Annotated in this window: 14 protein-coding genes; 9 read left to right on the top strand and 5 right to left on the bottom strand. The window is 41.2% G+C overall.

The window, feature by feature from the left end; translation table 11 throughout:
* Window positions 1-55: 55 nt before the first annotated feature.
* Window positions 56-1,321: an NADP-dependent isocitrate dehydrogenase gene (icd, locus tag HCZ11_RS13045; RefSeq protein WP_130052299.1), complete on the top strand. Its 1,266-nt coding sequence runs from the start codon at window positions 56-58 to the stop codon at window positions 1,319-1,321.
* Window positions 1,322-1,326: 5 nt separating this feature from the next.
* Here icd and HCZ11_RS13040 read toward each other — a convergent pair whose 3' ends face one another.
* Together HCZ11_RS13040 and HCZ11_RS13035 are read right to left on the bottom strand one after the other, a co-directional pair.
* Window positions 1,327-1,770 carry a hypothetical protein gene (locus HCZ11_RS13040; RefSeq protein WP_130051758.1) on the bottom strand — a complete coding sequence of 148 codons (444 nt, stop codon included), beginning with the start codon at window positions 1,768-1,770 and terminating at the stop codon, window positions 1,327-1,329.
* Between the two features lie 111 nt (window positions 1,771-1,881).
* The gene (locus HCZ11_RS13035) at window positions 1,882-2,829 is read right to left on the bottom strand and encodes a LysR family transcriptional regulator (protein WP_130051757.1); all 948 of its coding nucleotides are present in this window, start codon (window positions 2,827-2,829) and stop codon (window positions 1,882-1,884) included.
* A 105-nt stretch (window positions 2,830-2,934) separates the two neighbouring features.
* Between HCZ11_RS13035 and aceK the strand changes: the two genes are divergently transcribed.
* Genes aceK through HCZ11_RS13015 form a run of 4 tightly spaced genes read left to right on the top strand, consistent with a single transcriptional unit; the run spans window position 2,935 to window position 6,494 of the window.
* Window positions 2,935-4,764, top strand: coding sequence for a bifunctional isocitrate dehydrogenase kinase/phosphatase (gene aceK / locus HCZ11_RS13030; protein WP_167658613.1), 1,830 nt, complete (start codon window positions 2,935-2,937; stop codon window positions 4,762-4,764).
* 52 nt (window positions 4,765-4,816) lie between these two features.
* On the top strand, window positions 4,817-5,209 hold the full coding sequence (locus HCZ11_RS13025) for a hypothetical protein (RefSeq protein WP_167658612.1): 393 nt from the start codon (window positions 4,817-4,819) through the stop codon (window positions 5,207-5,209).
* An 8-nt stretch (window positions 5,210-5,217) separates the two neighbouring features.
* A complete protein-coding gene (locus tag HCZ11_RS13020; RefSeq protein ID WP_167658611.1) occupies window positions 5,218-6,180 on the top strand; it encodes a zinc-binding dehydrogenase in 963 nt (320 codons plus the stop codon).
* A 53-nt stretch (window positions 6,181-6,233) separates the two neighbouring features.
* Window positions 6,234-6,494: a DUF2999 family protein gene (locus HCZ11_RS13015; protein ID WP_130051754.1), complete on the top strand. Its 261-nt coding sequence runs from the start codon at window positions 6,234-6,236 to the stop codon at window positions 6,492-6,494.
* 60 nt (window positions 6,495-6,554) lie between these two features.
* Here the strand turns inward: HCZ11_RS13015 and HCZ11_RS13010 are convergent, their stop codons facing one another.
* On the bottom strand, window positions 6,555-6,761 hold the full coding sequence (locus HCZ11_RS13010; RefSeq protein WP_054552938.1) for a helix-turn-helix transcriptional regulator: 207 nt from the start codon (window positions 6,759-6,761) through the stop codon (window positions 6,555-6,557).
* On the bottom strand, window positions 6,762-7,220 hold the full coding sequence (locus HCZ11_RS13005) for a hypothetical protein (RefSeq protein WP_130051753.1): 459 nt from the start codon (window positions 7,218-7,220) through the stop codon (window positions 6,762-6,764).
* A 186-nt stretch (window positions 7,221-7,406) separates the two neighbouring features.
* On the opposite strand from HCZ11_RS13005, the gene lepB reads away from it, so the two are divergent.
* Together lepB and HCZ11_RS12995 are read left to right on the top strand one after the other, a co-directional pair.
* Entirely contained in the window at window positions 7,407-8,066 is a 660-nt protein-coding gene (lepB, locus tag HCZ11_RS13000) for a signal peptidase I (protein WP_167658610.1), read from the top strand.
* 84 nt (window positions 8,067-8,150) lie between these two features.
* Complete coding sequence (locus tag HCZ11_RS12995) at window positions 8,151-8,966, top strand: hypothetical protein (RefSeq protein WP_167658609.1); 816 nt, start codon at window positions 8,151-8,153, stop codon at window positions 8,964-8,966.
* A gap of 71 nt (window positions 8,967-9,037) precedes the next feature.
* Here HCZ11_RS12995 and metG read toward each other — a convergent pair whose 3' ends face one another.
* Complete coding sequence (gene metG / locus HCZ11_RS12990) at window positions 9,038-11,062, bottom strand: methionine--tRNA ligase (protein ID WP_167658608.1); 2,025 nt, start codon at window positions 11,060-11,062, stop codon at window positions 9,038-9,040.
* 178 nt (window positions 11,063-11,240) lie between these two features.
* Here metG and apbC point away from each other — a divergent pair, with 178 nt between their 5' ends.
* Window positions 11,241-12,320 (top strand): iron-sulfur cluster carrier protein ApbC, encoded by a 1,080-nt coding sequence (gene apbC, locus HCZ11_RS12985; RefSeq protein WP_130051749.1) that lies wholly within the window; start codon window positions 11,241-11,243, stop codon window positions 12,318-12,320.
* A gap of 309 nt (window positions 12,321-12,629) precedes the next feature.
* Window positions 12,630-15,281: a glycoside hydrolase family 16 protein gene (locus tag HCZ11_RS12980; RefSeq protein ID WP_167658607.1), complete on the top strand. Its 2,652-nt coding sequence runs from the start codon at window positions 12,630-12,632 to the stop codon at window positions 15,279-15,281.
* Window positions 15,282-15,298: the final 17 nt, after the last annotated feature.

The following is a 15,298-nucleotide window of genomic DNA, read 5'->3' as shown; positions in this document are numbered from 1 at the left end:
AAATTAATTATTTCCTGATATTAATATTGTTAAAACACCTTGCTGGGAAGACATGATGCAGTATCAACATATTTCAGTACCATCGAATGGCGTGCAAATTACTATCGATAGTAAGGGCCAGTGGCATATTCCTGACAATCCAGTTATCGCTTACATTGAAGGCGATGGTGTCGGTCATGATATAAGCCCGGTGATGCGTGAGATTGTCGATGCAGCAGTGGACCATGCTTATCAAGGCGATAAACAAATACATTGGATGGAAGTGTTCAATGGCGAAAAAGCAGCAGCGCTTTATGATGGTGACTGGTTCCCGCAAGAAACCCTGCATGCCGTTAGGCAGTTTAAAATTGCCATAAAGGGGCCGCTAACAACCCCCCTTGGCGGTGGCTTTCGCTCTTTAAATGTGGCCCTTCGTCATGAGATGGATTTATTCGTTAACATGCGGCCCATTCGCAGTTATCCGCACTTACCATCACCTTTAAAAGAACCTGAAAAAACCCAAATAACAGTAATCCGCGACAGCTCAGAAGACGTTTATTCAGGCATTGAGTGGCAGGCTGGCAGTATTGACAACGAGCGGATGCTTGATTTTCTGTGTCAAGAAATGGGTGTCACCCGACTACGTTTTGATAACCAATGCGGCATTGGTATTAAAAACAGCTCGAAAGAGGCGGCAGAACGCTTGATGCGCTATGCCCTTAACTTTGCCCTTAAAGAGCACAGTGAATCACTGACTGTGGTGCACAAAGGTAATGTACTTAAATTTACCGATGGCGCTTTTAAACGCTGGGCATTTGCCCTTGCTGAGCAAGAATTTAACGCTATAGCGCATGACAATGGTCGTTGGTTAGTTATCAAACGTGAAGAGCAAGATGATTTAATCATCAAAGAAGTCATTGCCGATAACATGTTACAACAAGCGCTGCTCACTCCTGAGCAATTCGATGTGGTGGTAACAACCAATCAAAACGGCGATTACTTAGCTGATATGTTAACAGCACAAGTCGGTGGGGTAGGAATTATGCCTGCGGCAAACTTAAATAATGAAGTAGCCTTTTTTGAACCGACTCATGGCACATTTAATCGCATTGCCGGTGAAGACAGTGCAAATCCAACAAGCAGTATTTTAAGTGCGGTAATGATGCTACGTTTTATGGGCTGGCATCAAGCTGCGAATAGAATAGAAAAAGCTCTAGAAGAGACGCTTAAAGCAAATGAAATGACGTTTGACTTGGCTAATTTAGTAGCCGATGCGACGATGCTTAGTTGCAGTGATTTTGCAAAAAGCATCATCGCGCGAATAAGTAACTCAAATAATTAACCATATTATGCGGCACTGGCGCTTTTAACTGCGTAGACACATGGTTTACCTGTTAATTGTGCTGCACGTTGGTAAATATGTTCTGCACCTGGTTCATTGCTTGTCATGCCTGTTAATGTGTCCATTAACGCAACCACTAAAATAGCGGGTACTTGGCAGCAGTATTCATCGAGTACTGCAGTTGTTGTTTGAGCATCAACATGACAATGCGGGTGAGTGCGTACTGTGCTGTATGCTTTTAACAGTGTGTCCGCTTGTAAAACATCATCATCTTGATGTTTGGTTTTACGGCATTGGCAACCAAACTCATCAACCATAGTGGCTAATGTTTGGTAAATTTCTTCACAAGGTAAATTACTTTTTTTACAAAGTTGTTGCTCGATGAATGAGTGTAATTGACCATTAATGTAAAGGCCGTCCTGTTGAGTGAATTGCGCTGAAGTTTCCATAATCATTTTCTCTTTGTTTATGTGCTTAACTTCACTCTAGCCCTTCACTCATTATTAATGAAATTGTTGTTTTCAATAACTGATATTGATTTTATCAATATTACGCTGTTTTTAGCGATCAGCCACGGTGCTGGCAAAGGCAAGTAGCTCTCTGCGAAGCCACTGGTGCGGGTTTGCGTGATGTAACAAAGGGCTCCATAACATTTTCACTTCAATAGGAACAATTTGAAAAGGTACTGGACTTATTACCAAATCAGTGTGTTTTGCTAATAACATGGCTTGTCGACGAGGTAATGTGGCAATCAGTTTTGGTGATTGACATAGCAAGCTTGCCACCATGTAGTGGCGGGTGAATACGCGAATATTGCGGGTTTGTTCTAATTGCCATAATGCCTCATCGACCCAGCCGAGTTTTTGACTACCTGATTTATTCGTCAATGCCGCTTCTACGCCCCAACCTGCCCGATTCACCCAAATGTGCTCTTGTGCAAGGTAGCCTTCAAGATTTTGCTGTTGTAAGTAGGGATTGTCTGGGTGTGTTAAGCAGCAGTAATTATCGCGCCAAACACTGGCTTGGTGGAATGAGCGGGGCAGGCCGTTAAAGCGGTTTATGGCAAGGTCGATGGTGCCTTTTTCCATATCTTGAAGATTAACATCGCTTGGGCTCAAAATATCAAAGTTAAGTCCCGGATTTTTTTCCAGCTGCTGCGTGATAAACGGCGCAATTAGGGTTGATTCTAGGTAGTCGTTTGCCATAATCCGAAATGTAATTTTAGCTGTGCTAGGGTCGAATACTTCACTTGGCTGAGTAATTTCTTCGGCCATTTTTAACAGTGATTCTATTTCAGGTTTAAGGCTGAGCGCTTTTGCTGTCGGCGTCATCGTGCCAGCGGCTCTCACTAATAATGGATCATCAAATAAATCACGTAAACGCTTAAGGGCATTACTCATTGCTGGTTGAGTCAAAGCCAGTTTATTGGCGGCTTTTGACACACTTTGTTCATCAATGAGGACATTTAAATACACCAATAGGTTGAGGTCGACGTGCCTAATATTCATTTGATCAATCTTATTTATTATCTTTATTAATTACCTAAATTAAAGCGCGCTTGCTATTGTGTGTAAACAAGGCGACTAAAATAATCAGCATAAGCGATAAAAATAATGCCACAGCAGAGCTCACATTTGGCTGTTAAATCACACAGCGAACAGTTAAATCAGGTAGTAGCGACTAAGCTTGCCCGCGCGGTGTATGCTGGCTTTGAGGCAATGTTTGCAGAGTTTTTAAATATTACCCTCGGTGCACAAAGTCGTTTTGAACAGCGCCAGTGGCATCAAGTTCAAGGGGCTATGAAATCGCGATTACAGGTTTATGAAGGGCAAGTAAAAAAGGTAAGCCAAGCAGTAAAAATTATTGCTTATAGCGAGGTAGATGATCCTGCAATTTGGTTACTAGCCAAAAAAATATACGCAGAAATGGTGCAAAGCCATGAAAATCAGCCGATTGCTCATACTTTTTTTAACTCAACCTTCGGTGCTATTTGGGACTCACGAAAAATCCGCAATGTACATTTGTTTGTACTAAAAGCACGTTATCAACTTGGGCCGCGGCCTTTTGATTCATTGGTTAGCCGCATTTCTTTACAAAATGGTTTTGAAAGTGCCATCAGTAGCTTAATAAAACGCCATGTGTTTCGTTCACAATACGCTGATTTTACTGGTGATGTTGCCATGTTGCAGCGTACTTTAATTGCGGGTGCAAAACTGCAATGCCCGCAAGTCTATGAGCTACTTGCACTCAACGATGGTTATATTGAATACGCAAATTCTTTGTTTTTCAGAAATAAAGCGTGTTACATCATAGGTCGATGTATTGCTAAAAATGGCGATAACATGCCATTTGCGATTGCGTTGTTAAATAGTGAAAAAGGTCTGCATATTGATGCTGTGATGATGGGAGCTGACCAACTTAGCTTATTGTTTGGCTTTGCGCGTACTTATTTTATGGTCGATACCGACCAACCCGCACGATACGTTGATTATCTCAGTGTTTTAATGCCCCATAAGCAACGCTTTGAGTTGTTTAATGCCATAGGCTTTATCAAACATGCTAAAACCGAGTTCTATCGTTACAAAGTTGATACCACGCGCAATAGCCCTGTGGATGATAAATACATTATTGCGCCAGGAACGCCGGGCATGGTAATGCTAGTATTTACAACCCCAGGCTCAGATTATGTCTATAAGGTAATCAAAGATAAATTCAGTGCACCGAAAACAGCCACCAAACAGCAGGTCATGGCCAAATACGATTTTGTTAAACAAGCCGACAGAGTTGGCCGGTTAGTTGATACACATGAATTTCGTTATTTAGCGTTTGATTTAAGTCGATTTAGTGAAGAGCTAATAAAGACAATGCAGCAGCAAATTGGTGATAGTTTAGTAATTTCGGGGAATGCACTTATATTGCGCCATGTTTATGTAGAACGCAAAATGACGCCGCTTAATTTGTATATCAATGACTGTGATGAGCGAAAACTGCAGCAAGTCATGGTTGATTACGGTAAAGCAATAAAAGAGCTCGCGGGGGCTAATATCTTTCCCGGTGATATGCTGATGAAGAACTTTGGTGTCACTCGTTGGGGAAGAGTAGTGTTCTATGACTACGATGAAATTTGCCCAATGACAGAATGTCAATTTAGAGAGCTGCCAAAAACTGATGACTCATTGGATGAGCTCAGCAGCGAAAGCTACTTTGATATCGCAGAAAACGACGTATTTCCGAGCCAGTTTAAAGTGTTTTTTAGCGCCAATAAGCGGGCGTTTGATTATTTTAATGCAGCCCACCAAGATATTTTCACAGCCACTATGTGGCAGCAATTACAAGCGGCTATTAACGATGGGCAATTGCTTGATGTTTATCCTTATAAGCAGTCTTGGCGCTTTTCTTCGATGAAAGCTCAAATGAAAAAATCTCAACCTATAACTGTTTAATAGTAACATAGTGTTAGCGTATGCTATTGAAAAAATTGCTAAGGAACGCACTATGAAAAACACACTGTTATTATCGAGTTTATTTATTTCGTCTATGGTAAGCGCCAATCCGTTATTAGGTAGCTGGCAATTTGTTGAAGGCAAATATGCAGCCAATGACGGCTATGTGACGGCAAAATCGCCAGAAATAACCTCTGTTAAACTGATTACACCCAGTCATTTTAGCTATATCACCCAAAAGCAAGGCAACTTTCATTATGCTGGTGGCGGCAAATATGTTTTGCAAGACCAGCAATTTATCGAAACTTTTTCCTATGGTAATGTACCTTCACTACTTGGTAAGACCATGGCATTTGATTACAAAATAGAAGGTGACTTGTGGCACCACACCTTGTATGAAAATGGCAAATTAGTCGAAGCTGAGATCTGGCAACGAATTAAATAGAAGGTGATATGCGTTATATTAAGCACGAAGACTCACAGTTACATTTTGCGCAAACAGATAAACCAGCCCTAAAAGATAACGAAGTTCTTATTGCTGTTGCAGCAATCGGCGTTAATCGGGCAGATTGTTTACAGCGACAAGGTAAATATCCTGCGCCCAAAGGTGACAGTGAAATTCTAGGGTTAGAATGCGCCGGTACCATTGTTGAGCAAGGTAGTGCAGTATCCGGTGACTGGCTTAATAAACGCGTTTTTGCCTTGTGTGCGGGCGGTGCTTACAGCGAGTATGTTGCCGTTGATGCTGCGCAAGTGATGCCTTTACCAGATGAAATGACAATGGCCCAAGGCGCTGCAATCAGCGAAGTTTACTTAACGGCATTTTCTGCTTTGTTTCAATTTGGTCAGCTTAAAGCAGGGCAAACGGCACTTATTCATGCAGGAGCCAGTGGCGTAGGCGGTGCCGCAATTCAAATGGCTAAACGCGTTGGCGCTCAAGTGGTGATCACCGCCGGAAGCGATGAAAAGTGCGAGCATGCCAAACAGCTGGGTGCTGACCATACCATCAATTATAAAACCACCGACTTTGTAGAATACTTCAAAGCAAATAATTTACAGGCCAATACCATTGTTGATCCAGTTTCAGGGAGCTATTTAAACAAAAATGCCGCCGTTGCAGCAATGGATTGCCAAATTGTGATGTTAGCGTTTTTAGATGCGCGCTTTGCTGAGGTTGACTTTGCAAGGCTGCTTAGCAAACGTATTTCCTTTCATGCATCAACCTTACGAAACCGTTCAATTGAATTTAAGCGCGATTTAAAAGAGCAGTTTATAACCCGCTTTTATGATGATTTGGCACAAGGACTGTTGGATTGCAATATCTATAAAACGTTAAATTGGCAAGATGCAAATGAGGCTCATCGTATTTTAGATAACAACGAAAATTCGGGAAAAGTGGTGATGTTAGTTGAATAACATTAATTTGCCCATATTATTGGTTTTATTAGTAGTTAAAAGTAAAGGTTAGTATGAACCCAATTATTGCAATGCTCAAAGAGCACAATGTAAGTGACGAAAAAGTGCGTGAGCTGTTCCAAGCATTTATGGAAAACCCAATGATGGCAATGGGTTTGGTTCAACAGTTAGGTATCCCACCAGAAAAGCTTCAACAACTTATGGCATTAGTGATGACGCAGCCACACCTTATTAAAGAAGCGGCTGAATCAGTTGGGATCAGTGATGACGAAGTTGAACAAGCCAAAGCGCAGTTCAAAAATCAGCAGCCGTAAGATTTTACGATGCTTACTGAACAAAAAAGGTTAGCTAAATAGCTAACCTTTTTTGTTGGCCTATTGATATGAAAAAACATCATCCAGCTTCTTATCAAACAATTGAGCAATCTTAAAAGCCACTTCGAGCGACGGAGAATACTTACCTTTTTCAATCGCTACTATGGTTTGCCTTGAAACGCCAACAGCCTCTGCCAATGCTTGCTGAGTCATTTCATTGTGATGAAATCGAAGTTCACGAATGGTATTACTGAGCTGTTTTGTCATTTAGCTATCTCTTCGATATAAATATGCTTTGCTAGCATTAGTGATAATTTCACTAATTAAAAAACCTATAATAAGTAAATGCATAATATTATATAGATCAGAGACCTCAGGTAACAACATACGGTCTGACACACGCTCAATTTGAGTCGTTAGAAATACACACATTAAGATAATTGCAGAGCAAAACCAGTGTCCAAGTTTGGTACTTTTTAATTCAATGAGCTTATCGCGTTCATCATCACCTAAGTCTGCTTCTTTGTGTTTAATGCCTGCAAGTATCGATTGCATGATTATCTCTAAGATTACCGCTACAACAACGACCTTATATAAGTATGAAACCATGGTATCTTGGCTAAGATTTCCAGCAGCTTGTAGTGAATTAATACCTAGGAGGTAATAACTTAAAAGGCCAATTGTCACTACTAAAGTGCCCCAAATTGTCATTTCTTTGTAGCTCATATTTCATAATCCCATGTAAAATATATTTGACTTGATGTTAAGTAAACTACTCATCGCTTGCTGTGTCAAATATTTTTAACATCATGTATGATATTTTTATCTTTGACGTATCTCGTTACATTTAGTTAAGAACTAATTCTCAGCTAAAGGCTCTTAGTAAAACAAACCACAAAATAAGGAATGACTATGAACTGGATTGTAAAAGTATGGAAAAATAACCGTTCATTGATTGTATTTATCTGCTTGATGAGTGTTTTTAGAAGTGCGGTAGCTGATTGGTATGAAGTGCCAACAGGTTCAATGAATCCGACCATTGTCGAAGGGGATCGTATTTTAACGGATAAAATGGCTTATGATCTGCGTGTGCCATTTACTCATATTTCGCTTATGCGCACCGATGAGCCAAAAGCCGGGGATATCATCGTATTTGATTCCAAGGCTGCAAATAATCGTTTAATAAAGCGTGTTATTGGTGTGCCGGGCGATACAGTGACTTTAGTAGATAATAAATTGATTATTAACGGTAAAGCGCTTAATTACGCATTAACTGATGACAAGCAACAACAGCAGACACTGATTGAAAACCTTGCAGGTGTTCAGCACGCCATCCAGGTATCAAAAGCCTCTTCGGTGATGCAGCATTTTGCACCTGTCGTAATTCCAAAGGATATGTATTTAGCGATGGGTGATAATCGCGATCATAGTGCAGACTCGAGAGTGATTGGTTTAGTGCCTCGCAGTGAGTTGTTAGGTAAAGCTAAAAGAGTCATAGTGTCACTTGATTATGATGACTATTATTTACCTCGAAAAGAGCGAGTTTTACATGATTTATATTTAGCACCTTAGATGAAAATCGTATAAAAATTGGCAATTTACAGTTTTATGTCTCAATATTAACGACATAAAAATAATAAGCCAAAAAGGTTAAATATGATCAATGATAAGCTTGCTAGGTTAATTCGATGCTATTTGTTACTAGTCATTTCATTTAGTCTCGTTGCATGTGGTTCAAGCTCAAAAAGCGAAACTACAAAAGTCGATGAGCCTGACAGCTCCACCCCAGATACAACTGTTGGGCTAGTCGATAACAGTGGTAGTGCTGACTATAAAGTTATTATTTACGGTAATAGCCATAGCGCTAAATTAGGGGATTTGCTTGAACAGCTCATTTCAAGTGAGTTAACCAACGCTCAAGTATCAACCCTTACCGTCAGTGGTCGCTTTTTAGATGAGATAGTTAACGAATCGGGCAATGTTGAAAAGCTACAGCAAGACAATTGGAGTCATGCTATTTTTCAAGGACAGAAATATTCTCAGTCTGGCTCTGTTAACTATTCTACGAGTGAGGCAGAGCGATTGATTGCAAGTGCGAAAGAGCTGGATATCACACCCATCTTATTTCCTGAGCATCCACAGCGAGGTGACAGCAAAGAAGGGGAGCTTGTCTATCAATTACACTTGTCTATTAGCGAAAAAGAAACAAGCTGTGTTGCACCTGTCGGTTTAGTTTGGGACAAAGCAATAGCTGCATTACCAGATCTGAATTTTTACAGTGCCGATGGTAATCATGCTTCAGATGCAGGGCACTTACTTACCGCAATGACTTTTTATGAAGTAATAACCGGTGAGCTTGCTGACACTCTCGCTTACAATGCTGCTTTTGCTATCACAGAGCAACAACACCAGCAGTTCGGGCAAATAATTACTCAAGTACTGACTGAGCACCCGGCATGCCCAAGTTCATAACCATACATTCAACATAAAAAAACCGTTGTGCCTAAAACACAACGGTTTTTTAGTAGCTAGTAATTGTGCAATTACATTACGCGCATGCCAGGCTCTGAGCCTTCATCTGGGTTAAGAATATAAATTTCTTTACCGCCAGGGCCAGCTGCTAATACCATGCCTTCAGACATACCAAAACGCATCTTACGAGGCTTAAGGTTCGCTACCATTACCGTTAGCTTGCCTTCGATGTCTTCAGGAGCATATGCAGATTTAATACCTGCGAAGACTTGGCGCGTTTCGCCACCTAAATCTAAGGTTAGTTTTAATAACTTATCTGCGCCTTCAACGTGTTCTGCTTTAGCAATTCTTGCTACACGTAAATCAACTTTAGCAAAATCATCAAATTCGATTTCTGGGCTGATTGGCTCTTTTGCTAGCGGGCTGTTTGGATCAATCTTGTCTTTTTCAGCAACTAGGCTTTCTTTAGATTCTTCAATCATTTTATTTACTTTATCCATTTCAACACGTTGCATTAACGGTTTGAATTTATTAATTGCGTGACCTACAAGCGCTGTTTGCGCACCTTGCCATGTTAAACCGTCGTTTAAGAAGGCTTCTACGTTAGCAGCCATACCTGGAAGAACTGGTTTTAAGTAAGTGATAAGTACACGGAACATATTTAAACCAAGAGAGCATACATCGTGTGCTTCTTGTTGTTTTGTTTCGTCTTTAATTAACACCCACGGCGCTTTAGCATCTATAAATTGGTTTGCTTTATCAGCAAGGGCCATGATTTCACGAATTGCACGGCTGTAATCACGGTTTTCATAGTGATTTGCAATGCTTGCAGAAGCCGCTTGGAACTCACCTAACAGTGCTTCATCCATCACTGTGTCGCTAAGCTTACCGTCAAATTTCTTGGTGATGAAACTTGCACAACGGCTTGCGATGTTAACAACTTTACCTACTAAGTCAGAGTTTACACGCAGTGCAAAGTCTTCAAGGTTTAAGTCAAGGTCAGTGATGCCGTTGTTTAGTTTTGCTGCGTAGTAATAACGAAGATACTCAGGGTCTAGGTTATCAAGGTAAGTACGCGCTTTAACAAAGGTGCCTTTTGATTTAGACATCTTTGCGCCATTTACTGTCACAAAACCGTGGGCAAATACGTTTGTTGGCTTTCTGAATTTTGCGCCATCTAACATTGCCGGCCAGAATAAGCTGTGGAAATAGATGATGTCTTTACCAATGAAGTGGTAAAGCTCTGCATCTGAGTCTTCACTCCAGAATGCATCAAAATCGATACCTTTTTTATCGCACAGGTTTTTAAAGCTCGCCATGTAACCAATTGGAGCATCTAACCATACGTAGAAGTATTTACCCGGTGCACCAGGGATTTCAAAGCCAAAATAAGGTGCGTCACGGCTGATATCCCACTGCTGTAAGCCATCTGCAAACCATTCATCTAACTTGTTCGCCATTTCTTGTTGAATCGTACCTGAGTGTAACCACTCTTTAAGCATGTCTTCAAAAGCTGGAAGATCGAAGAAGTAATGCTCAGAATCTTTTAAGATTGGCTCAGCACCCGACATTACAGAACGTGGGTTGATAAGCTCAGTTGGGCTGTAAGTAGCACCACAAGAATCACAGCTGTCACCGTTTTGATCTTCTGACTTACACGTAGGGCAAGTACCTGTTACAAAGCGGTCTGGTAAGAATATACCTTTCTCTGGGTCGAACAGTTGAGAAATAGTATGCTTTTTAATGTGACCCGCTTCATTTAAACGATTGTAGATTAATTCACTAAAGTGACGATTCTCTTCACTGTGCGTGCTGTGATAGTTATCAAATTCAATGTTGAAATCAGCAAAGTCGCGTTGACGCTCAACACTCACGTTTTTAACCATTTCCTCAGGCGTGATCCCTTGTTTTTGCGCATTAAGCATAATTGGTGTGCCGTGGGCATCATCCGCGCAAACGTAGTAGGTTTCATGACCTTGTTGTTTTTGGTAACGCGCCCAAATATCAGTTTGGATATATTCTAGTAAATGACCTAAGTGAGTCGGGCCATTGGCATAAGGTAATGCGCTAGTAATCAGGATCTTTCGCTGTGCCATAATCATTCCGAATTGAGATTAGTTCGATGCAAACATGCACGAATATCATTATTTAATTCATTGTGAGTTGCTTATATACAACCTAAAGCAATGATATTATCTAATTGTCTGGTTTTAATGCCTTGAATGTTACATAATTCCGCAGCACTTTTCATCAAAGAAACGCTAATTTATTGCTATGTTTGGACTGTCAAAACTATTCTCAAGTAAATCGACTGAAAAAGCACCGATCATTGATGCCTTCGCCGCCTATCGTAGTAGCGCATTTGCCATTGGTATTGAGCAAAGCTGGCTCGAAGAGCTTAATCAAAACAGCGATAAAAGCTGGCAAGTAAAACTAAGCCTACCTTTTGCTGGCTGTGGTGAAATCAACGAAATTGAAAAGTTTGTCGCCGATAAATTATCAGTGCCTGTGTCAATTAGCGCCAAAGTCAAATTACCTAATTCTTATAGTTTTAAGCAAATTAAACATATTGTTCTAGTTGCATCAGGTAAAGGTGGAGTTGGCAAATCAACCACGGCAGTGAATCTTGCCTCGGCTTTAGAGCAAGAGGGTGCACAAGTAGGTATTCTCGATGCCGACATTTATGGCCCGTCTATTCCATTACTTTTAGGTCTGCAAGGAGCTGAACCTAAAACAGCGGATAATAAAAACTTACTTCCTTTTGAGGCACATAATCTCAAAGCGCAATCGATCGGCTTTTTAGTTCCAAGTGATGATGCCACCGTTTGGCGTGGTCCTATGGCATCAGGAGCACTTAATCAATTAATGAACGAAACCGTTTGGGGAGAGCTTGATTATCTAATCGTTGATATGCCCCCTGGTACGGGTGATATTCAATTGACGATGAGCCAAAAAGTGCCTGCTAGTGGTGCTGTGATCATTACCACCCCTCAAGACTTAGCCCTTGCCGATGCACAAAAAGGTATAGCTATGTTCAATAAAGTAAACGTCCCTGTGCTTGGTTTAATTGAAAATATGAGCTACTTCTTGTGTGGCCATTGTGGGCAACCAAACCATGTATTTGGTAAAGATGGCGCCGTAAAATTAGCTCATCGCCATGGTGTGCCTGTACTTGCTAATATTCCGTTGGCCATTGAAATTCGTGAAAGCTCAGAGCAGGGCAATTTAATAGCGAAAGATAACGCGGCTCAAATAAGTGAAACATACAAAACAGCTGCCCGTGTACTTGCTAGTAGCTTGTATTATCAGCAGTCACACACAAGCTCCGTTGAAATTGTTATTACTGAAGATTGATTGTTGCAAAGATTTTGTTAATGGGTTTTTCTTATTAACAAAGACTTGATTATTTTGTACTAAATTCACTCCCAACCACGCTTTTAGCAGCATATAGCCTAAATTTGCGTAAAACATGTCAAAAAATTTGCAGTAATTGTTAATAATTTATTGACGTTTTAATAACCATGCCATACTCTAATGTAAGCGCTTACATTAATGGTTCTTTTTATTTAATCTGTTTTGTAAGCGCTTACAATTAACTGATTAAAATAATACTATATGAATCAGTTGAGTACTAACAAACACATAATGTTAGGGTTCAATGCAATGAACAAATTCAAAACACACTTAACACAACTAGCAATGGCGCTTTCAGTAGTGACTGTAGCTGGCTGCGGTGGCTCTGCCACAGATACAAAAATAGATACTGTAAACCCGACTGAGCCAGTTTCAGATTGGGTTATGGTTTGGGAAGATAACTTTGACGGCGATGCCATAGATGACAACAAATGGAATTTCGAAATAGACTGTGCAGGTGGTGGTAATAACGAAAAACAATGTTATACCGATAGTGAAGAAAACGCCTTTGTTGCAGACGGTATTCTTAATATTGTTGCATTACCTGCAGAAGAAGGGGCAGCAAAACCTTATACGTCTGCACGTATCAATACTCGTTACAAAGCTGATTTTAAATATGGTCGCTTTGAAGTAAGAGCTAAATTACCAAGTGGCCAAGGCTCTTGGCCTGCGTTTTGGATGATGCCAACCGATGAAGTTTACGGTGGCTGGCCTCGTTCAGGCGAAATTGACATTGTTGAGTCGGTTAACTTGAAAGTTCCAACCGAGGATGGTGTCGAGTCAAACATCTACGGAACACTTCATTATGGTAAAGAGTGGCCAAATAACGATCAAAGCGGCAAAGCTTACACATTTGACCAAGGTGTAAACCCTGCTGATGACTTTCATACCTATGCTATTGAGTGGCAAGAGGGTGAAATCCGCTGGTACGTCGATGACTACTTGTATGCCACGCAGCGCAAATCAGAATTACTTTACAATGCAAATGGTGAGGCGCTTGCTCTAAAACATAAGGGTTGGTATACCGAGTATTTTGATCAAACAACGGGTGAGTTAGAAACTCATTGGGACACAGCCCCATTTGATCAAGAGTTTTATTTAATTCTTAACTTTGCAGTGGGCGGTGACTGGCCAGAAAACGTTAATGCTTTAGGTATTGATGCTAGTGCATTCGAAAATGGTCAGACTTTTGAAGTTGACTATGTTCGTGTTTATGAATGTTCGCAAAACCCAGACACAGGCAAAGGCTGTGAAACAGTTCGTCCTGGTTACGACAATCCAGAAGATGCACTTGTGCAGGGTGCAGCACCAGCTCCGACTCCACCGAGTGATGGCACCGTAACGCCACTCACCATTTTTGATAACAGCTTTAATCCTAACTGGCCTGCATGGGACTGTTGTGGCGGTTCAACACCTGCGCTAGTAGAAGATGCTGAGCGCGGTGATGTGGTTGAGTTTGTTGTTGGCGCAGAACCTACTGTAAATGGTTTCATTAGTCGTGATGCTTTTATCACAGATGAAAACGGAGAAGCCTCACCTTTCGATGCTAGTGCTATGTTAGAAGACGGTTATGTAACTTTTGACATGCAAGTAACTTCGCTTCCTTCAACTCCAGATGCACCTTGGTTATTTAAAATTGAGAGCGATGAAGGCTCGACTGCGGTTGAGTTAAATCTAAGTGCGAGTACTGAAGGTGTAAGTCCAGTTGTCGGTGAATGGCAAACCTATACATTCCCTCTGCAAACACTGGCAGATGCAGGGCTAAATGTTTCACTGATTGATGTGATTATGATTTTTCCTGCATGGGGTCAAGGTGAGGGCGCAGTTTACCGTGTTGATAACGTAGAGATCACCAATGGTGCAACGACGACATTACCTTCATTAACCTTATTTGCAGATGAAATGAACCTTGATTGGCCGTTATGGGATTGTTGTGGCGGTTCAACGCCTGTCGAAGTAGTCGACGATGAAGAGCATGGTGTGACAGCTGAGTTCTCTATTGGTGCTCAACCAACAGTAATGGGCTTTATCAACCGTACTTCATCAGGTGGTAGTGGTAGCCAGTTTGATGCATCAGCATTAGTTGATGATGGCATGTTGCAATTTGAAATGAAGATCACGTCTTTATCGTCAACGCCAGATGCACCTTGGCTTTTAAAAGTAGAGTCAAATGAAGGTGCTACAGCGGTTGAATTAAACCTTAACACGAGTGCTGAAGGTGTTGATCCTGTTGCTGGAGAGTGGCAAACCTATACATTCCCAATTAGCACCTTATTAAACGCTGGTTTAGATGTCAGTACAATTGATGTAATTATGATTTTCCCTGCATGGGGGCAAGGTGAAGGTGCGGTTTACCGTGTTGACAATGCCCGCATCTATGCACCTGAGCAAGATACGGCTGCGTCAGAGCTAACATTATTTGCTAATAATGTAGCTGACCAATGGAGTATTTGGGATTGTTGTGCAGGTAGTACGCCAACAGTTGAAACTGACGACGAAGCACATGGCTCAGTTGCTGAGTTTCAAATTGGCGCTCAACCAACAGTTATGGGCTTCTTAGCTGATGACGGCGTAAGCTTTGATGCTTCACACTTATTATCACAAGGTGTGGTTCGCTTTGAAATGAAAATAGTTTCAAACGCCAGCAACCAAGATGCTCAGTGGTTATTCAAAATTGAGTCAAACGATGCAGCTCAAGCTGTGGAGCTTGCGTTAAGTGCAAGCCAAGAAGGTGTCGAGCCTGTAGTTGGTGAGTGGCAAACGTATACCTATACACTTGCTGATCTACTAAGTGCAGGTCTTGATATTAGTGCAATCGACGTTGTTATGGTGTTCCCGTCATGGGGGATGGGTGAAGGTGCGGTTTACCGTATTGATAATGCAGTTATTGCAAACCCGTAATGAACATTGGCAACAAG

Source organism: Pseudoalteromonas sp. HF66, assembly GCF_011806445.1.
Classification (GTDB): domain Bacteria; phylum Pseudomonadota; class Gammaproteobacteria; order Enterobacterales; family Alteromonadaceae; genus Pseudoalteromonas; species Pseudoalteromonas apostichopi.
Note: the sequence above shows the minus strand (reverse complement) of the source record. Positions and strands in the feature narration are given on the sequence as shown.